Genomic DNA, 16,315 nt, shown 5'->3' with positions numbered 1-16,315 from the left:
GCGGCCTGAGCTGGGGCAGTACGCTTAACCTTTCGGTGTATAAAGATCAGGTGGCCAGATATTACCTGCCTTCGGTACAGGGGAGCAACTTTTTGCAGGCCAACGCCACGGTATCGGGGGTAGAGGGTTTGCCCGTGTATTCCATTTTCTCGTACCGCTGGGCGGGCCTTGATGGTGCCACGGGCGAACCGATGGGCTTTTTAAACGGCCAGCCCAGCAAGGCCTACAGCAGTATCATCAGTGGTACCAAACTTACAGATCTGGCATTTCATGGTTCGGCGCTGCCCCGTTATTTCGGCAATATGGTAAACGATTTTGGCTTTAAAGGTTTTACCCTTTCGGTAGCGGTGAGCTTTAAGTTCGGTTATTATTTCAGGCGCAAGGGGATTGATTATACCAACCTGTTTGCCAATGGTGGTGGCCATGCCGATTATGGCAACCGCTGGAAAACCCCGGGCGATGAACAATTTACCCAGGTACCCTCAATGCCCTATCCCTTATCAAGCAGCAGGGAATCTTTTTACCGCTTTTCGGAAGAGCTGATTGATAAGGGCGACCATATCCGCATACAGTACATCAACCTTGATTATGCTGTCGGAAAGACTATTGCCAGGAAGACCGGTTTAAAAACATTAAACGTATTTGCCAACCTGGCCAATGTTGGCATTATTTACCGGGCCAACAAACACCACCTGGACCCTGAGTATGTAACCAGTAGCTTTAACTTACCCCCTGGGCAAACCCTGGCTTTCGGCTTAAGGGCGGGCCTTTAAAATTGATGGATATGAAAAAGAGAAATATTTTTGGATTTTGGCTGTTACTGGCTGTTTTTGCCAATGCAATTTTAGGTTGCCAAAAACTTTTAGATGAAAAACCCGATCAGCGCCTGGTGATCCCCTCCACACTGGCCGATTTTCAGGCACTGATGGATAATTTCGGGGTGCTGACTGCTAAAGATCTGGTGTCGGCAGAAATATCGGCCGATGATTACTATCTTACCGATGCCGACCTTGCCGCGCTGCCAGGCGAATATGAACGCAGGATGTACAGCTGGCAAAAGGATAACCTTTTCGAGCCGGGCAGCAACGATTGGGCCTACCTGTACAAAGCGGTATATGCCTGTAATGCCGTACTGGAGGGGTTAGAAGCCTCAACCGTACGCAGGGATACGCGATATAACGATGTAAAGGGGCAGGCACTGGTATACCGGGCCAAATGCTTTTTGCAGGGGCTGGGCCTTTGGGCAAAGGCTTACCTGGTTTCTTCGGCAACAGACCTCGGTATCCCATTGCGGCCCGGTGCCGATTTTAATACGCCATCTACCCGGGCTAGCGTACAGGAGGGTTACCAAAAGGTGCTGGCCGATCTTAAAGCTGCGGTACCACTTTTGCCGGATAAAGCCCTGAGTGCCACCAGGCCATCAAAGGCAGCGGCCTACGGGCTTTTGGCGCGTACCTTTTTATACATGGGCGATTACCAGGCGGCCGAAAATTATGCTGATTCCTGCCTGCGCATCAATGCTGCGCTTTTGGATTATAATCAGCTCAATGTGGCAGCCTCTTATCCGGTGGCACTTTTTAACCCTGAAGTGCTTTTTAGCACGTTTTCGCCACCGCCAACCATATTAACCAACACCAGGGCGAAAATTTTGCCTGAGCTTTTGCAGGCCTACCAGGCTAATGATTTAAGAAAGCAGGTATTTTATTTGCAGAGCGGCGGCGCTTCTTATTTTAAAGGCACCTATTTCCAGCCCGCACTTTTCTTTGGCCTGGCTGCTGATGAAATGTACCTTACCCTTGCCGAGTGCCAGGTGAGGAACGGAAAAACAGACCTGGGTATGCAAACGCTGAACAAACTTTTGGTGGCCAGGTTTAAAACCGGAACATTTGTGCCATTGGTGGCCAGCGACAAAGCTACCGCACTGAATATGGTGCTAAGCGAAAGGAGAAAGGAGCTGGTAATGCGGGGGCTGCGGTGGATGGATGTTAAACGTTTAAATGCCGAAGGTGGTAATATTGTGCTGAAACGCAGCATAGCAGGAACGGTTTACACCTTAACGCCCAATGATAAAAGGTATGCGCTGCCGCTGCCTGAAGATATTATTGCCCTAACCGGTATGCCGCAAAACGAGCGGTAAAACAAAGGGCCCGGTTAATTTAACCAGGCCCTTATTTACTTAAAGTGCGCGTTGGGCAGGAGCATTATCCCTTACATCAGCCGCATTGCTGCCGTAGGTATCTTCGATGTACTGGGTCAGCTTGTCCTGTGTATCAACCGATTCCGGCGTAATCAGGTAACAAGGTGCTGCAGTACCAGAGTTACAGCTGGTAGGCGGGCTCATGGTGGTAGAATATTTATGGCCATCTGTGGCGTCAGATAGCTGTGTGCCAACAAAATTCCACTGGATATCTGCTTTGGCTGATTTAAATGCACTGGTGGTGATGGTTAGGCCGAACCCCAATACGAGGGCTACAAGGCCAAGGTTTAATCTGTTTAACATGGTATTTAGTTTTTAAATGATCTCCGTTTAGGAGGATAAATGAAATTGATCTGGTTCGGTGGTCTGGCGATCGGTTGATTGTTGCTGTATTGGATAGGACCGGTATCCGGTTGTGCTGGTTACTCTTTGTCACGAACCTCCCGCTTTAGGTGAATAATTAGGGTAGTGAGCGTTATAGCGGTGAACACCAGGTTAAAAACCAGGTGTGCTTTCCAGCCGAGCCATTTTAAAACACCACCACAGCTACAAGGCACCTTGTTGAAATAGCCTGCCAGCACCATTGCGATGTATAGGGTAAAAGCAGTAATTAACAGGAGTGAGGCAATAAGGCCATATAACCTGGTTTTGTTAAAAGCCAAAAGGGTAGCCGCAATCATTTCTGAAGCGGGTACGGCAATAAGTAACCAGGCAGTAAAGCGTTCAGAAAAAACCTGTTTGGCCAGTTCGGTTTTGAATTGGTTTAGATTACCAAGTTTACTGGCCGCAGTAGTAGCCCATAAAATAATGAGTAGGAGGCAGCCGAGCTGATAAACACTTTTACTTGGATTTAATTTCATGGCCTGATCATTTTAAACGGTTTACCTTATACAGTTTAAATTACTGGTATAAAGTTCGGTGCAGAACAGGCCAGGTGAAGGCCATTTAAGTTGCCAAAAGGCTTATAAACAATGAAATGCAGGTAGCGGATGTTACTTTTTTAACGCTTTTGACCTCAGCCGGCTTAAAACTTTGGGATGGATACCCAGATAACTGGCGATGGTTTTGAGGTCGCAAAGGTTAAACAGTTCCGGCCTGGTGTGCATCAATTGGTTGAAACGGGCATTGGCATTTAGCCGGGAAAGCGCTGTGGTATGCAGCAGTAATGCTGCAAGCTGCTGCTGGTAAAGTTTGTTCATCAGTACGCGGTATTCGGGAAATAGTTTATAAAGGTTGGCGGTGTGTTTATCACTGTAACCGGTCAGTGTAGCATCGTCAAGGAATTCGATAAACAGCTCGCCTTCTGTGTAATTGCCCAAAATGGGCATGGGTACAATAAACTGGTGCTGATGCCAGAACAGGAGGGTTGTTTCTTCTTCTGCATCAATGGTATATAACCTTAACGTACCGCTGCTGATAAAAAGTAGTACCGCACAATATTCATCAGAAAGCTTTAGGGTTTCTTTCTTTTTGAATGTACGTTCTTTGAGCAGGAGGTTTAAATAACAGCTTAACCCAAAAGATGGGCTGATGTAATTCCGGATGGTTTTTAAATAGCCGTTTTCTTCCATGATCTTTTTTTTACCTAAAGAAAAAGCTTTTTGGTCTCCTGTCAAGTTGCCGGGCTGGCAACCCCGGGCAACCCGGCCGATGTTTGGGCTTATCACTATATTTTATCCCATGGCCAGGCATTTTAACCGATCGTTTTTAAGTTTTTGGTATATCATCAACCGTATGTGCCTACATGGAGAGTAGCTTTCAAAATTAATAAGACTGATTTCTTACCACGGGACGGGTAGATCAGGAACTTGAGTGGCGTAATATCTGCGAAAAAAATGCCTGTTTTGCCTGCCGGGTGAGCCTGATTTGAAAATTTTTTTTACGTATTTAGCATGCCATGAGAGGCCATTTTGAAGCACATAAATAGGGTTCAGCTAAATTGTTTTATCTGCCTGCACAGGCGGTTTTATTGTCCGCGCGGAGGTTTTCAACCTTACTTCGCTGAGGCGATTTAAAGCTGCTGGTTAGGGTAGAACAACCTGATTGATATACGATTTGAGATAAATTGTCGTTGTATAGGGTATAAGATGTAACCGTAATACTAATTTATTTACTGATTAAGTTTACAGAAGATGGAAAAACCTTACCTGTTTGCTTTTTCATCCCTAATCATTTTTGTATTTACCCCGGTGCATGTAACGCTCGCACATGCACGGAAAACCTGCCCTCAAAGGATAGCTTGTATCCTGTTTAACCCGCGGCTGGTGTGCCCCAGCCGTGGCGACCCGTTGTTTTGGCCATTGTGTGCCCTGTACATTCATGATCATCTACATACCGATTAATTAACCTCCATATTAATGGGAATGTTGAACAGCTTTTGGCGCTGTTTGACGCTAAAATTTTAAGATAGACCCAAATTTTCTAACCAATTTTAGTCGCTCCGGCACCATCGGTTAGCCGCCCTGATAACGGCACAGGAACATTTTCCGGATATGGTTGCAGCATGCCCCATCAGCATGCTGCAATATGTTTTTGTTTTTAAACTCTACGCCCTATGAATAACCTTGATGCACTAGTACAGATCTTGTACAACATATACCTTGTACTGAACAAAGAACAGTTAAAATTTACCTTTATCGATCTTTTTGGCGACCCTGAAACGCAGCTCACCCGGCAGCAGGTAAAAGATTACCTCAACATCAGCGAAAGTACCTACAAACGTAAAGTGAAAGATGGCACCTTAAAGCCCATCAAACTGCCCGGCGGCGATCGTTTTTACCTGAAAGACCTGCTGGCTGCCTACCTGGAGAGCCAGCGCAAAGGCCGTATCTGATTTTTACTGTATCAGTAAGAAAACATTACATTGTAAACCCAATACAGTAAAAACAAATTCGATAGTAAACACAAATCAGTAATAAGACTTTTACTGTAAACTTATTCCGGTATAGGACAATTACCTCTTTATTACCTGTTGTTTACCCTTTGCTGGTACCAGGCTTACCCCTGGCTTACCCTTTGCTTACCTATTGTTTACCTATTCTTTACCTGTTGGTTACCTTTTGCTTACCTATTGGTTACCCATTGCTTACCTAAAAGGTAAACAATGGGTTTTTCCGGAGTAAACATTTACGGGGGTTATGGTCATGCTGCCCGGGGGCAGGCCGCTTGTTTACGGTTGCTCCTTTGCCTGGATGGCCGGCATTAGCATGGCTCATTTTAGCTCATTATGGCCCATAATCAGCTCAATTTAGCTCATTTGAGTCCAAAATGAGGTGCCATTACTTCAAAGCGCCTAGGTTTGATCATGGATTTGAACATACCGGTATAGCAGAAATCCGATGAATTAAACATTTTTTCACTTAAAAAACAAAAATTATGGCAACGTATTCAAAAGGCGCCAACGGCGCATTCTCGGGCAAGGTAGGCAGTGTAATCGGCAGCAGCTGGCGCAGTGTAGATTACCTGAGGGGACTCCCTAAAAAAAGCAGTAAAGCCAGTACCGAACCTCAATTGGCGCAGCGAACCAGGTTTGCCCTTGCGGCACAGTACCTGAGCCCGATCAAGGATATTTTAAATATCGGCTTTAAGGATAAACAGCTGAACAAGATTACCGGTTACAATGCCGCGGTAAAAATTTTCTTAAACCAGGCCGTTACCGGCGACTACCCTGATTTTGAGATCGATTTTTCGAAGGTGGTGCTGAGCAAGGGTTCGCTTTCGGTAATGCACGGCCTGAACGGAAGCCTGCAGGGGTCAGATCTGCTGTTGAACTGGCAGAGCATTATAAACCGCTATAATGCCTTTGCGGATGATGTGCTGACGGTTGTGCTGTTTAATGTCACCAAAAACATGTATATGGTGTACGAGGAAGCCCAGCGCGCTGCGCTAACCTACACGGCGGTAATCGGTACAAACTTTAGCGGCGATGTTTTCCACGCCTGGGCCTTTGCGGTAAACCGCGATGCCACTGCGGTTGCAAACAGCCAATACCTGGGTACCTATACCATTCCTTAATCTTAATTATTAACCAGCCCAAACCCAGCCATGCCAGGTTTGGGCTATTAAACCAAAAAGATATGAAAACATTAAAACCGGCTTTAACGGCGCTGTTGCCGAAAAAGCGGATCCTCGAAAAACTGATGCTGGCCGTAATACTGGTGCTGGGCTGGCATACCCTCCCAAAAGTGTTAAGAACCATTGAGCCCACCGCGGCCCTGCTTGATGCAGGCATATGGCAGCTGATCTTGCTGGCCCTGCTCTGTTATGCTGCCCTGTTGCAGCTATCGTGGTGGCTGTTGCAACGCTTTTGGCAAAGCCTTGGCCTGTATAAATTAACAGATATGGTTTCACTATTTAAACAGTTAACCTCATGGCAACAGTTAAGTTTTTTCTGGGCATCGTTTGCCTTGCTCTTGCTGGCAGCGATAGCCTGCCTGGCGGCGATAGTATAAACCTGCGGCAAGACCCCTCGCTTACCGATAGGAAAAGGCTGTTGCAGGTGGCTGAAAAGGAACTGGGCGTGCGTGAACGTTCGGGCAAAAATGATGGACCGCGGATTGCCGGATACCTCAGTTATGTAAATGTACCGGAGGGCAGTGCCTGGTGTGCAGCTTTTGTGAGCTGGGTTTTTGGCCAGGCCGGTTACCCGGTACCACGCACCGCCTGGAGCCCCGCGTTATTCCCGCTAAGCAAGCGCACCAAAGAGATTATGCCTGCGGTAGTGTTTGGCATTTACTTTAGCCACTTAAAACGTATTGCCCATTGTGGCCTGGTTGAACGGCAGGACGGTGACTGGATGGTTACCATTGAGGGCAATACCAACCCGGCAGGAAGCAGGGAAGGAGATGGGGTGTACCGTAAACGCAGGCATTTAAAAGCCGCTAAATACTTTGCCGACTGGGCGAAAAGGAAAGGAGCGGATAATGAAAACTGAATTGATTAAATACCTGGCGGCCTTTAGCCTATTGCTTTCGGCATGTGCAACACTAAAAAGCAAAAAAGTGTTGCATGAACAGCATCTTGAGGTAAAACATAACAGCCGGGAAAGCAGCATTGAGCAAAGCTGGGCAAAAAGCAATACCCTTTTGCTTGATACCAGCAACAGCGAATATGTGGTGCAAATTACCCCATTGGGGAAATTTTTCTACAGTGCGGAAAAAGGTTTTGAAGGGATGGCCGAGAAGGTGGTGATTAAAGGAAAGGCCAACAACAGGCGCATGCTGCAGGGGCAACAGCAAAAAGGACGTCAGCTTCAGGTCCGGAATGTTAATTCAGGCAGCACCAACTTAAAAACAAAACTGCAACAGTTTGATAAGAGCTGGAAGCCGCCTCCGGGCCTGCTTGGCGTAGGCGCGTTGTTACTGCTTGGCCTGGTGTACTGGATATGGCGAAAATGGCGATTGATAAAGAACTGACCAAAGCCAACAGCATCCTAACCGAACGGAAACAGGCTTTAGACCGTCATCAGCAAAACGGTAACGGGGAGATGCCGCTCGAAGAACTGACGATCCTGCACACGAATGCCCGATCAGAAGTGGAAGAAAAGAAACATAAAAAAGGCGAAAACAGTTTCCGCTTGCAGCAGGATGAAGCCCACAAAAACAAAATCGGAGATCTGTTGAAGCGCATTTCGGAACAGGCTACCGTTACCGAAAACTGGGCCAAGCTCAACGAGATCATCGGTTCTGCTGATGGGAAGAAGTTCCGGCAGATTGCGCAGGAATATACGCTGGATGTATTGCTCGGTTATGCCAATATCCATTTACAAGCCCTCACCAGCCGCTACCGTATCGAACGCATTCCGGCATCGCTCGGCCTCCAGGTGGTAGATCAGGACATGGGCGACGAAGTGCGTACGGTGTATTCGCTTTCGGGCGGAGAATCTTTCCTGGTATCGCTGGCTTTGGCTTTAGGTTTGGCCTCCCTGTCGTCCAGCCGCATGAAAGTGGAATCCTTATTTATCGATGAAGGTTTCGGCTCGCTGGATCCCAACACGCTCAATATCGCCATGGATGCTTTGGAACGCCTGCACAACCAAGGCCGTAAAGTAGGCGTGATCTCGCACGTACAGGAGATGACCGAACGGATCCCAGTGCAGATTAAGGTGAGTAAGCAGCAGAGCGGGAAGAGTAAGGTGGAAATAGTAAATGTATGAAAATAAAAAACTATAAATATGACTGATTATAAACATGATCCTTTAAGGGAATTATCGGAAATACGAAATCAATTATCTTACACAAAGCGACTAGGCTTTCTATTTGGAGCAGGAACTTCAAAGGCAATGGGTATATCTGATATCGCAAGTCTTACACAGAAAATAGAAGATTCCTTAAAGGAAACAAATAAAGAAGATTTTGTTAGAATAAAAAGCTCTCTTGATGCGGAAAGCCAACACATTGAAGCTATTCTTAATCAGGTTCGATTAATTAGGCAATTAACGAGTGAGAAAGCTTCTAAATCATTTGATGGTATTGATGGCGAAAGAGCAAAGAATTTAGATACAGTTATTTGTAACAAAATTTATGAAATAATTTCTGAGGAGGAGAAAACTGCAAACTTAAAAATATCTAAGAGTTTTATTAGTTGGTTAAATTGGATTTCGAGAGATTTTACTAAAGAAATTTTTACAACAAATTATGATTTGATTCTTGAAAAATCATTTGAAGATTTGTTAATCCCCTTTTATGATGGGTTTATAGGTGCATATGAACCATTTTTTTGTCATGAAACCTTAGATGGTAAATCAAAATATGACCGTCCACCCGTGTCATGGATAAGGCTTTGGAAACTGCATGGTTCATTAGGCTGGTTTTGGAAAAAGAAAGAAGACAAATCATACAGAGTAATAAGGTTAAGTTCCGGAGCAAAAGAAAAATTACCGGACTCCGAATTAGTTATTTATCCTTCCAGAGATAAATATGAATCATCTCGTAAACAACCTTTTACAAGCTATTTCGATAGGCTGAAAGAATGTCTTATAAGCGGTGAGGGAATATTTATTATTAGCGGATATTCGTTTTCTGACGATCATGTAAATGAGGTAATATTTAATGCGCTCAATCAAAATAACAGACTTCATGTTATCGCATTCTTTTATAGCGATAATCCTTTGGAAAAAATTATAGGCGAAGGTAAAAATTTTCCAAACTTGACTTTAATGGGTCCTTCTAAAGCATCTATTTCTGGAATTGCTGCTGAATGGAAACATACTAAAACTGGTGATTTACTTGATCCATTTTGGGATGATAATAAATTAAAACTCGGAGATTTTAAAGAGCTAGTTAACTTCCTCATACTTTGCTCCGGAAAAAAAGATAAAATAGAAAATCAAGTAAGATAACTATGCAGTCAGAAATTACATATTTAGGAAAAGTCATAAATGTAAATAGTGGTAGCGTTGAAGTAGAAGTTTCAAGAGATATTCCTTCTGCGGCACCAATCATCAATGGCAGATTATATAAAATTGGACAGATAGGTACTTTTATAAAATTCCCTTTGGGAAGTCTAACGCTTTATGGACTTGTTTCATCTGTCAGCAATACTCCGGCAACAATTGATAATGCTAGTTATGAACCAAATTACGGATCTAGATTTCTCCAAGTTCAATTAATAGGTGAAAAATTGGGAGATGAACGTTTTCAAAAAGGTATAGGTACATTTCCTACAATTAATGATGAAGTGCACATAGTTACAGAAGAGGATTTAAAATTAATATATGGAGATAAATCTGAAGGATTTGTTGAAATAGGTAAGCATTCATCTTCTGAAAATTTATCAGTTTATATTGACACTCATAATCTTATTCTCAGACATTCGGCAATTTTAGGGTCTACCGGTAGTGGAAAATCCAATACAACTGCTCACTTAGTAAAAAAGATTCTTAACGATTACGCAGGATCAAGAATAGTTTTGGTCGATACACATGGAGAGTACTCATCTGCTTTTAAGGATAATGCTCAGATATTTAAAATTAATGATACAACCAATTCTCTATGTGTACCTTTTTGGGCAATGACATTTGATGAACTGTCATTTTTTTTAGTTGGTCGTCCTGAGGGTCAAGAAAAGCCTGAAGATAAAGACTTAAGGGAGAAAATAATTGCCCTGAAAAAAGCAAATGCTAGTAAACTAAGGGCAGGCAATGTAAACCCAGATTATATAACTGCTGATTCTCCAATCCCATTCGATATAAAAAAAATGTGGTATGAATTTGATCGAGAGATTAATGCTACTTACAATCATACAAGTGATCATACACCTCCTAACGAATGCTTAGAGGAAGAAGGAGATCCAAAAACTTTAAAGCATGCCCGATTTACACCTTATTCTTCGGGTGGAGGTAGCCCTTTTAAATCAAAAAAACAAACACTGTATCCTTACTGTGGAAAGATATACTCTAGATTGAAAGATAGCAGATACAGCTTTATGTTTGACCCAATTGGATACAGTGACGCTGAAGATCCAAACAATGATATTGATCACCTTTTAAGATCTTGGATAGAACATGATCATAGACTAACAATACTTGACCTTAGTGGGATCCCTTTTGAATTGATAGATATATCAGTGGGGCTAATTAGCCGGTTTTTATATGATTCCATGTACTGGGGACGGTTTGAAGAATATACAGGACGTAACAGACCTTTACTTATGGTCTATGAAGAGGCTCACTCTTATTTACCAAGGTCAGAGAAAAGTTCTCATGTATACGGATATGCAAGAAAGGCAGTTGAAAAAATATTTAAAGAAGGAAGAAAGTTTGGAATTGGAGCGATGGTTGTAACCCAAAGACCATCCGAAATTTCAGAAACTATATTAGCACAAGTAGGAACTTTCATTGCACTAAGATTAACAAACAGCGGTGATAAAGGTACCGTTCAATCTTCTGCCCCTAATAATATGAATAGTTTAATCGAACTACTTCCATCACTTCGAGTGGGAGAAGCAATAATAGTAGGAGAAGCAATCAACATACCTTCAAGAGTGCGTATTGAAATAGTCGAACCCCGTCCTTCAAGTAATGATCCAAATCTTGTCAACTCATGGAAAAACACTTTTGAATCAAATGAAAATAATTACAAAGCTATTGTGACAGCTATAAGAGAGCAAAAGCCTATTAATAAAAACTAATCTTAAAATAACAATTATTATGGAAATGACACCAGTAAATTCTTCAAACATTGAAGCAATCGGATACGATCCAAATAGCGGAACGTTGATTATACAATTTAAAAAAGGCTCGATATATGAGTATTATGATGTTCCTCAATATGAATATGATAGCCTAATGGCTGCAGATTCAAAAGGTGAATATGCGCATGCAAACATTTACAAAAATTATAGGCAACAAAAGATCGCTTAAACAAATTATAGAGATAACTAAATAAAGAAAGATACAAAGGCTTTTCCGGTGTAAGTCCGGCCTATCTTCGGTTTCCGACGTGTGTCGCAGCGACCTGGGCTTTTTGACGATAAAAAAATACAAATATTAGCCATTTATCTCCTGACTAATTAAAATAAAATTTGTATATTTATGACGCGAAAGTTGCTGGAACAATCCAGTTTACAAAATTTTATTAACAATATCCAGGCGAGCAGTTGAAAGTACTGCATATTTCCGGTTTCCGGCGACTTTCGCAGCGACCTGGTGTTTTACTATTTTTCAAAATGCGAAAGTCGAAAAATTCACCAAAAGTAACTCAGGAGTTACAACCGAACAAGGTCTGTACATGCGGAGCCTGCGAACCCCGAAAACCCAAACTTCCCAACGGAATGAGAAGGTTAAAAATTCAACCGAAGTGCAGGGATTATATCTGGAACAAGTCAATTGTTCCACAAATCATGTTACAAGGAAAATGGCTGGAACAAATAGGTTTCGAGTGCAATACACATGTGATCATTACTACCTTACAGGGTAAATTGGTCATTGAGATAGACAAAGAATAAAATCCAGTAGCCTATCGGCAACATTGTTGGTAGGCTGCTTTAAAATAAGTAGAAAACCATTTAATTAAAACGCAACACTTACAACCATTTGGAACAACAATGAGAAATCCAAAAAATAACAGCCGACAACCTGATCTGGATAAAAGGATTAATACAGCAATGTAATGCTAAAATTGTTAAATTCGTAATAGAGAATATGTAAGCAGAGCAATTACGATAATGGTCGTCTAAAGCGAAAACACTTTTTTATTATCTTTGTATTAATAAATAACGACAGAAAATGAAAACAGCAGATATAAACATCAACTTGATAGACAGTTACTTTACCTTGCTGAAAAGTTTAAGTCCAGACAATAAGCTGGAACTGATCGCCCGACTGTCAAAATCAATGAAAACGACAAAAAAGAAAGAAAAAGAAATTTCTTTGGATGCTTTATATGGCTCCTGGGAATCTGACCAAACCGCCGATGAATTGGTTGCAGAACTTAAAGCAGCAAGAAACTTTACCAGAAAAAGAGAAGAGTTGTGAAAAAATACTTGCTCGACACCAATATATGCATTTACTTCATCAAAGGAAAGTTTGACCTGCACAAAAAAATAAAAGCTATAGGCGAAGAAAACTGCTTTCTGTCTGAAGTTACCGTAGCAGAACTTAAATTTGGTGTTGAAAACAGCATTCAGAAAGAAAATAATCGTAAAAACACAGAAGCATTTATAGCAAAGTTTATCATTCTTCCCATCTTTCCTGTTCTCGACATTTATGCAAAAGAAAAAGCCCGCCTGAGAACCAAAGGCCGCATGTTAGACGATTTTGATTTGCTGATTGGAACAACAGCCATTTTCAATAACCTGACTTTGGTAACAAAAAACGTAAGCGATTTTGACCGACTTGATGAAATTGTTATTGAAGATTGGACAACTTAATATCAACCCGGCAGGTACTGAATATTATTGCCATAAATAGGTCTAAAGGGGTTTGATTGAGCATTGAGCAAAGTTTAATCCTGATCATGCCATTGAAGTTTTGCTTTGAAAATCTCCTCTTTACATGAGCGGAGCATTAAAAAAGATATGGAACAAAATTTAAAAAGCTCTTTTAAAACTTTCAAAGGGAGATAGAAGAGCTTTACCGCATAATATCTATCTTAACCATGAACTACGAAAAAGCGCTCTCCCTCTACAAAAACGACAAAACCCTCCAGCTCCTGCGGGCGGAACATTTCCCGTTACTGGTGAGTTTTTTCCATTTGGTTTTCAAGCAGCAGGATCGGATTTCATACCTGCAAACCGAATTGCAGAGCATTCTGGGCGATTACCTCTTTTCCCTCCAAAGGCAGGGCATTGAAGATTACCAGAAAGCACCTGTAGATTATTTGCAGAAATGGGCCGAGCAGGGATATCTGCGCCGCTATTATGAAAGGGCCGACGAACCCGTTTACGAACTTTCGCCGGCGACGGAAAATGCACTCAAATGGCTTGAAGACCTGAACAAACAACAATTTGTAGGCACCCACAGCCGCCTCATCCAGTTTTTCCGTTTGCTCCAGCAGATTGTGAACACTACTTCCGGACCTTATGAGCGCATCCAGCAGCTGCAGGAAGAGCGCCGGAAGATTGATCAGGAAATCGAACAGATCCGCCTGGGGAATTTCGAGCAGCCTTCCGATACCCAGCTCAAGGAAAACTACTTTCTGGCCGAAGAAACCGCCAAGCGTTTGCTGTCGGATTTCCGGCAGGTGGAAGAAAATTTCAGGGAACTCGATACCCAGACCCGCCAGACCATCATCAAAAGCAGCCTGGCCAAAGCTGATCTGCTCGACAATGTCTTTCTGCAGCAGGATTTTTTGTGGAACACCGATCAGGGCAAAAGTTTTAAAGCGTTCTGGGAATTTCTTATGAGCGAGCAGATGCAGGAAGAGCTGGAAGAATTGCTGGATAAGATCAATGCCATCCCGGCGATTGTCGAAATCAAAAAAGAACAAACCGTAGATAGGATCAAAACCAACCTTGTAGATGCCGGAGATAAGGTAAACCGGAGCAACGACGGCCTGATCGAACAGCTTCGGAAATTTGTAGAGCAAAAGAACCTTTCCGAAAGCCGGCACATCCTGCAAAGTATCGAACAGATCGAAAGCCTGCTGCTCGAACATAAAGAATCGCTTGACCAGCAAGCCGTGTGGATGAAGATCGATGACGTTTTCAAACCTTCCTTTACCATGGACCGGCCGCTTTTTACCCCGCCGGTTAAAGTGGCCTTTGCAGCCACCGAAATTACTGACGGCGTGGCCTCGGCCGATACCGACCTGCTGTTTGAACAGTTTTATGTCGACATGGAACTCCTTCGCAACAACGTAAAAACCCTGCTGAAAAACCGTTCGCAGGTAGCGCTTTCTGATCTGCTCCATCAGTATAAGCCTACCAAAGGCGTTGCCGAAATATTAGGCTACATGCAGATCGCGACCAACGAAGAAAAACATGTCGTTAACCGTGAACAATCTGAATACCACATCATCGAAAACCAAAGCACCGGAAAAACCTATCGCATGCAAACCCCGGTCATCATTTTTAACCGATAAACATGGAATACCGCTACTCCACCAGCCTCATTGCCTTATTGAAAGGCATCGTTTACAGCCACCAGAAAGAAACCTGGGAAAATCTGCTGCAATACGAAGCCGATGTGAAAAAATATTTTATCCCGATCGGACGTGAACTCTTTCTGGATAAAAGCGAAGGCTATGCCTTTTTACGCCCAAAAAAATGGGAAGACGACGAAAAAGCCTTACCTGCCTTATCTGATAAACGGCCGCTCAATTTTATGACCTCTCTGGTCTGTATCGTCCTGAGAAAATTCTTACTGGAACACGATGCACAGGGCGGCTCCGTACGTTCCATCATCAGCGAACAGGAGATCATTAACCGTGTAAAGGTATTTTTATCCAACGCTAATGACGAAGCCAGACAACAAGAAAAAATCAATACCGCTATTAATAAGGTACTCGACATCGGTTTCCTCAGGAAACTGGAAGACCAGGAGAAAAACTACGAAATACACCGGATCATCAAAGGTTTCGTAAATGCCGACGTGATTGATGAAACCTTACAGAAGTTCAGGAATTATGCCGCTGAAAAAAATACCAATGATTAATTTTATACAGATGAAAGCCAACATACAAGCTCATAATCCACCATTGTTCCACGCTGTTGCCCAAATTATAGAGGCGGCCAGAACGGCAACCTACCGGAATACCAATACCATTTTGCTTAAAATGTATTGGGAGATCGGCCAATTAATTGTTGAAGATGAACAACAGGGAGAAAGTAGAGCGGCCTATGGAAGAAACGTGCTGAAGAAGCTGGCTGAACAATTAACAATTGCGTTCGGCAAAGGCTTCAATGAACGTAATCTAAACAATATGAGGGCGTTTTTCCAGGCTTTCCAAATTTGGAACGCAGTGCGTACCGAATTGAGCTGGACACATTACAGGATAATCAGCAGAGTTGAAAATCAAAAACTCAGGCTGCAATATGTCGACTATGCCATTGAAGGTAATTGGAATACCCGGACACTCCAACGCAATATTGACAGTCAGTATTTAGGGCGCTTATTAAAAACATCCGATGAACCGGCAAAGGAACCGCAAAAGGCAGATCATTTTATCAAAGACCCCTATATTTTTGAATTTTTAGGTTTGCCGACCGATCCTAAACAAAATGAACTGCAGATCGAAACGGCACTGATCACACATCTGCAAAAGTTTCTGATGGAGCTGGGAAAAGGTTTTGCCTTTGTGGCCAGACAGCAGCATATCGTAACCGACACTTCAGATTTTTTCATTGATCTTGTTTTTTACAATTACTACCTGAAGTGTTTTGTACTGCTTGATTTGAAAACCAATAAATTATCTCACGAAGCTATTGGCCAGATGGATATGTATGTGCGTATGTACAACGACCTAAAAAAAGGAGCGGACGATAACCCTACCGTTGGCATAATCCTTTGCACCGAAAAAGATGAAACCATCGTCAAATACTCGGTGTTGGCAGAAAATGAAAAACTTTTTGCCAGCAAATACCGGCTTTACCTGCCGGATGAAGAGGAACTGAAACAGCTGATCGAAGCTGATCAGGTACGCATAGAACTGGATAGGGAAAATCAAACTAAACAATAAG

At 42.8% G+C, this 16,315-nt stretch carries 19 protein-coding genes and 1 pseudogene; 17 read left to right on the top strand and 3 right to left on the bottom strand.

Features of this window, described 5'->3' with window-relative positions:
* A pseudogene (locus ACFE6N_RS22340) lies at window positions 1-773 on the top strand (SusC/RagA family TonB-linked outer membrane protein); the annotation flags it as partial.
* 11 nt (window positions 774-784) lie between these two features.
* Window positions 785-2,137, top strand: coding sequence for a RagB/SusD family nutrient uptake outer membrane protein (locus ACFE6N_RS22335; RefSeq protein WP_378940070.1), 1,353 nt, complete (start codon window positions 785-787; stop codon window positions 2,135-2,137).
* A gap of 39 nt (window positions 2,138-2,176) precedes the next feature.
* Here the strand turns inward: ACFE6N_RS22335 and ACFE6N_RS22330 are convergent, their stop codons facing one another.
* The 3 genes from ACFE6N_RS22330 to ACFE6N_RS22320 form a co-directional block, all read right to left on the bottom strand.
* Complete coding sequence (locus ACFE6N_RS22330; RefSeq protein ID WP_378940069.1) at window positions 2,177-2,500, bottom strand: hypothetical protein; 324 nt, start codon at window positions 2,498-2,500, stop codon at window positions 2,177-2,179.
* Between the two features lie 119 nt (window positions 2,501-2,619).
* On the bottom strand, window positions 2,620-3,057 hold the full coding sequence (locus ACFE6N_RS22325; protein WP_378940068.1) for a MauE/DoxX family redox-associated membrane protein: 438 nt from the start codon (window positions 3,055-3,057) through the stop codon (window positions 2,620-2,622).
* Between the two features lie 132 nt (window positions 3,058-3,189).
* On the bottom strand, window positions 3,190-3,768 hold the full coding sequence (locus ACFE6N_RS22320) for a Crp/Fnr family transcriptional regulator (protein WP_378940067.1): 579 nt from the start codon (window positions 3,766-3,768) through the stop codon (window positions 3,190-3,192).
* A gap of 983 nt (window positions 3,769-4,751) precedes the next feature.
* Between ACFE6N_RS22320 and ACFE6N_RS22315 the strand changes: the two genes are divergently transcribed.
* The 15 genes from ACFE6N_RS22315 (at window position 4,752) to ACFE6N_RS22245 (ending at window position 16,314) form a co-directional block, all read left to right on the top strand.
* Window positions 4,752-5,030, top strand: a complete 279-nt coding sequence (locus ACFE6N_RS22315; protein ID WP_134203701.1) for a helix-turn-helix domain-containing protein — start codon at window positions 4,752-4,754, stop codon at window positions 5,028-5,030.
* Between the two features lie 542 nt (window positions 5,031-5,572).
* Window positions 5,573-6,211: a DUF6266 family protein gene (locus ACFE6N_RS22310; RefSeq protein ID WP_378940066.1), complete on the top strand. Its 639-nt coding sequence runs from the start codon at window positions 5,573-5,575 to the stop codon at window positions 6,209-6,211.
* A 62-nt stretch (window positions 6,212-6,273) separates the two neighbouring features.
* A complete protein-coding gene (locus ACFE6N_RS22305) occupies window positions 6,274-6,648 on the top strand; it encodes a hypothetical protein (protein ID WP_378940065.1) in 375 nt (124 codons plus the stop codon).
* The gene (locus ACFE6N_RS22300; protein ID WP_378940064.1) at window positions 6,567-7,130 is read left to right on the top strand and encodes a peptidoglycan-binding protein; all 564 of its coding nucleotides are present in this window, start codon (window positions 6,567-6,569) and stop codon (window positions 7,128-7,130) included. Before ACFE6N_RS22305 ends, ACFE6N_RS22300 begins: the two co-directional genes overlap by 82 nt.
* Window positions 7,120-7,611: a hypothetical protein gene (locus ACFE6N_RS22295; RefSeq protein WP_378940063.1), complete on the top strand. Its 492-nt coding sequence runs from the start codon at window positions 7,120-7,122 to the stop codon at window positions 7,609-7,611. The genes ACFE6N_RS22300 and ACFE6N_RS22295 overlap by 11 nt, the downstream gene beginning before the upstream one ends.
* Window positions 7,590-8,351 (top strand): SbcC/MukB-like Walker B domain-containing protein, encoded by a 762-nt coding sequence (locus ACFE6N_RS22290; protein ID WP_378940062.1) that lies wholly within the window; start codon window positions 7,590-7,592, stop codon window positions 8,349-8,351. The genes ACFE6N_RS22295 and ACFE6N_RS22290 overlap by 22 nt, the downstream gene beginning before the upstream one ends.
* An 18-nt stretch (window positions 8,352-8,369) precedes the next feature.
* The gene (locus ACFE6N_RS22285; RefSeq protein WP_378940061.1) at window positions 8,370-9,536 is read left to right on the top strand and encodes an SIR2 family protein; all 1,167 of its coding nucleotides are present in this window, start codon (window positions 8,370-8,372) and stop codon (window positions 9,534-9,536) included.
* Window positions 9,537-9,538: 2 nt separating this feature from the next.
* Complete coding sequence (locus ACFE6N_RS22280; RefSeq protein WP_378940060.1) at window positions 9,539-11,326, top strand: ATP-binding protein; 1,788 nt, start codon at window positions 9,539-9,541, stop codon at window positions 11,324-11,326.
* 19 nt (window positions 11,327-11,345) lie between these two features.
* Complete coding sequence (locus ACFE6N_RS22275) at window positions 11,346-11,558, top strand: KTSC domain-containing protein (RefSeq protein WP_378940059.1); 213 nt, start codon at window positions 11,346-11,348, stop codon at window positions 11,556-11,558.
* A 410-nt stretch (window positions 11,559-11,968) separates the two neighbouring features.
* The gene (locus tag ACFE6N_RS22270) at window positions 11,969-12,142 is read left to right on the top strand and encodes a SymE family type I addiction module toxin (RefSeq protein ID WP_378940058.1); all 174 of its coding nucleotides are present in this window, start codon (window positions 11,969-11,971) and stop codon (window positions 12,140-12,142) included.
* A 280-nt stretch (window positions 12,143-12,422) separates the two neighbouring features.
* Entirely contained in the window at window positions 12,423-12,671 is a 249-nt protein-coding gene (locus ACFE6N_RS22265) for a hypothetical protein (RefSeq protein ID WP_145855098.1), read from the top strand.
* Window positions 12,668-13,066, top strand: coding sequence for a type II toxin-antitoxin system VapC family toxin (locus ACFE6N_RS22260; protein ID WP_378940057.1), 399 nt, complete (start codon window positions 12,668-12,670; stop codon window positions 13,064-13,066). The genes ACFE6N_RS22265 and ACFE6N_RS22260 overlap by 4 nt, the downstream gene beginning before the upstream one ends.
* A gap of 227 nt (window positions 13,067-13,293) precedes the next feature.
* On the top strand, window positions 13,294-14,718 hold the full coding sequence (locus ACFE6N_RS22255) for a DUF3375 domain-containing protein (RefSeq protein WP_378940056.1): 1,425 nt from the start codon (window positions 13,294-13,296) through the stop codon (window positions 14,716-14,718).
* A 2-nt stretch (window positions 14,719-14,720) separates the two neighbouring features.
* Window positions 14,721-15,290: a DUF4194 domain-containing protein gene (locus ACFE6N_RS22250; protein WP_378940055.1), complete on the top strand. Its 570-nt coding sequence runs from the start codon at window positions 14,721-14,723 to the stop codon at window positions 15,288-15,290.
* Window positions 15,283-16,314, top strand: coding sequence for a YhcG family protein (locus ACFE6N_RS22245; RefSeq protein ID WP_378940054.1), 1,032 nt, complete (start codon window positions 15,283-15,285; stop codon window positions 16,312-16,314). Before ACFE6N_RS22250 ends, ACFE6N_RS22245 begins: the two co-directional genes overlap by 8 nt.
* Window position 16,315 lies beyond the last annotated feature (1 nt).

This window comes from Pedobacter sp. BG31, assembly GCF_042464845.1.
Classification (GTDB): Bacteria; Bacteroidota; Bacteroidia; order Sphingobacteriales; family Sphingobacteriaceae; genus Pedobacter; species Pedobacter suwonensis.
The sequence above is the reverse complement of the archived record's forward strand: the minus strand, read 5'-3'. Positions and strand labels throughout refer to the sequence as shown.

Bases quoted from the DNA above. Each gene is read 5' to 3' on its own strand.
- ACFE6N_RS22280 (WP_378940060.1), top strand. From the start codon at position 9,539: ATGCAGTCAGAAATTACATATTTAGGAAAAGTCATAAATGTAAATAGT.
- ACFE6N_RS22310 (WP_378940066.1), top strand. From the start codon at position 5,573: ATGGCAACGTATTCAAAAGGCGCCAACGGCGCATTCTCGGGCAAGGTA.
- ACFE6N_RS22270 (WP_378940058.1), top strand. From the start codon at position 11,969: ATGAGAAGGTTAAAAATTCAACCGAAGTGCAGGGATTATATCTGGAAC.
- ACFE6N_RS22245 (WP_378940054.1), top strand. From the start codon at position 15,283: ATGATTAATTTTATACAGATGAAAGCCAACATACAAGCTCATAATCCA.
- ACFE6N_RS22330 (WP_378940069.1), bottom strand. From the start codon at position 2,500: ATGTTAAACAGATTAAACCTTGGCCTTGTAGCCCTCGTATTGGGGTTC.
- ACFE6N_RS22335 (WP_378940070.1), top strand. From the start codon at position 785: ATGAAAAAGAGAAATATTTTTGGATTTTGGCTGTTACTGGCTGTTTTT.
- ACFE6N_RS22320 (WP_378940067.1), bottom strand. From the start codon at position 3,768: ATGGAAGAAAACGGCTATTTAAAAACCATCCGGAATTACATCAGCCCA.
- ACFE6N_RS22250 (WP_378940055.1), top strand. From the start codon at position 14,721: ATGGAATACCGCTACTCCACCAGCCTCATTGCCTTATTGAAAGGCATC.
- ACFE6N_RS22300 (WP_378940064.1), top strand. From the start codon at position 6,567: ATGGCAACAGTTAAGTTTTTTCTGGGCATCGTTTGCCTTGCTCTTGCT.
- ACFE6N_RS22325 (WP_378940068.1), bottom strand. From the start codon at position 3,057: ATGAAATTAAATCCAAGTAAAAGTGTTTATCAGCTCGGCTGCCTCCTA.
- ACFE6N_RS22305 (WP_378940065.1), top strand. From the start codon at position 6,274: ATGAAAACATTAAAACCGGCTTTAACGGCGCTGTTGCCGAAAAAGCGG.
- ACFE6N_RS22255 (WP_378940056.1), top strand. From the start codon at position 13,294: ATGAACTACGAAAAAGCGCTCTCCCTCTACAAAAACGACAAAACCCTC.
- ACFE6N_RS22290 (WP_378940062.1), top strand. From the start codon at position 7,590: ATGGCGATTGATAAAGAACTGACCAAAGCCAACAGCATCCTAACCGAA.
- ACFE6N_RS22275 (WP_378940059.1), top strand. From the start codon at position 11,346: ATGGAAATGACACCAGTAAATTCTTCAAACATTGAAGCAATCGGATAC.
- ACFE6N_RS22295 (WP_378940063.1), top strand. From the start codon at position 7,120: ATGAAAACTGAATTGATTAAATACCTGGCGGCCTTTAGCCTATTGCTT.
- ACFE6N_RS22265 (WP_145855098.1), top strand. From the start codon at position 12,423: ATGAAAACAGCAGATATAAACATCAACTTGATAGACAGTTACTTTACC.
- ACFE6N_RS22315 (WP_134203701.1), top strand. From the start codon at position 4,752: ATGAATAACCTTGATGCACTAGTACAGATCTTGTACAACATATACCTT.
- ACFE6N_RS22285 (WP_378940061.1), top strand. From the start codon at position 8,370: ATGACTGATTATAAACATGATCCTTTAAGGGAATTATCGGAAATACGA.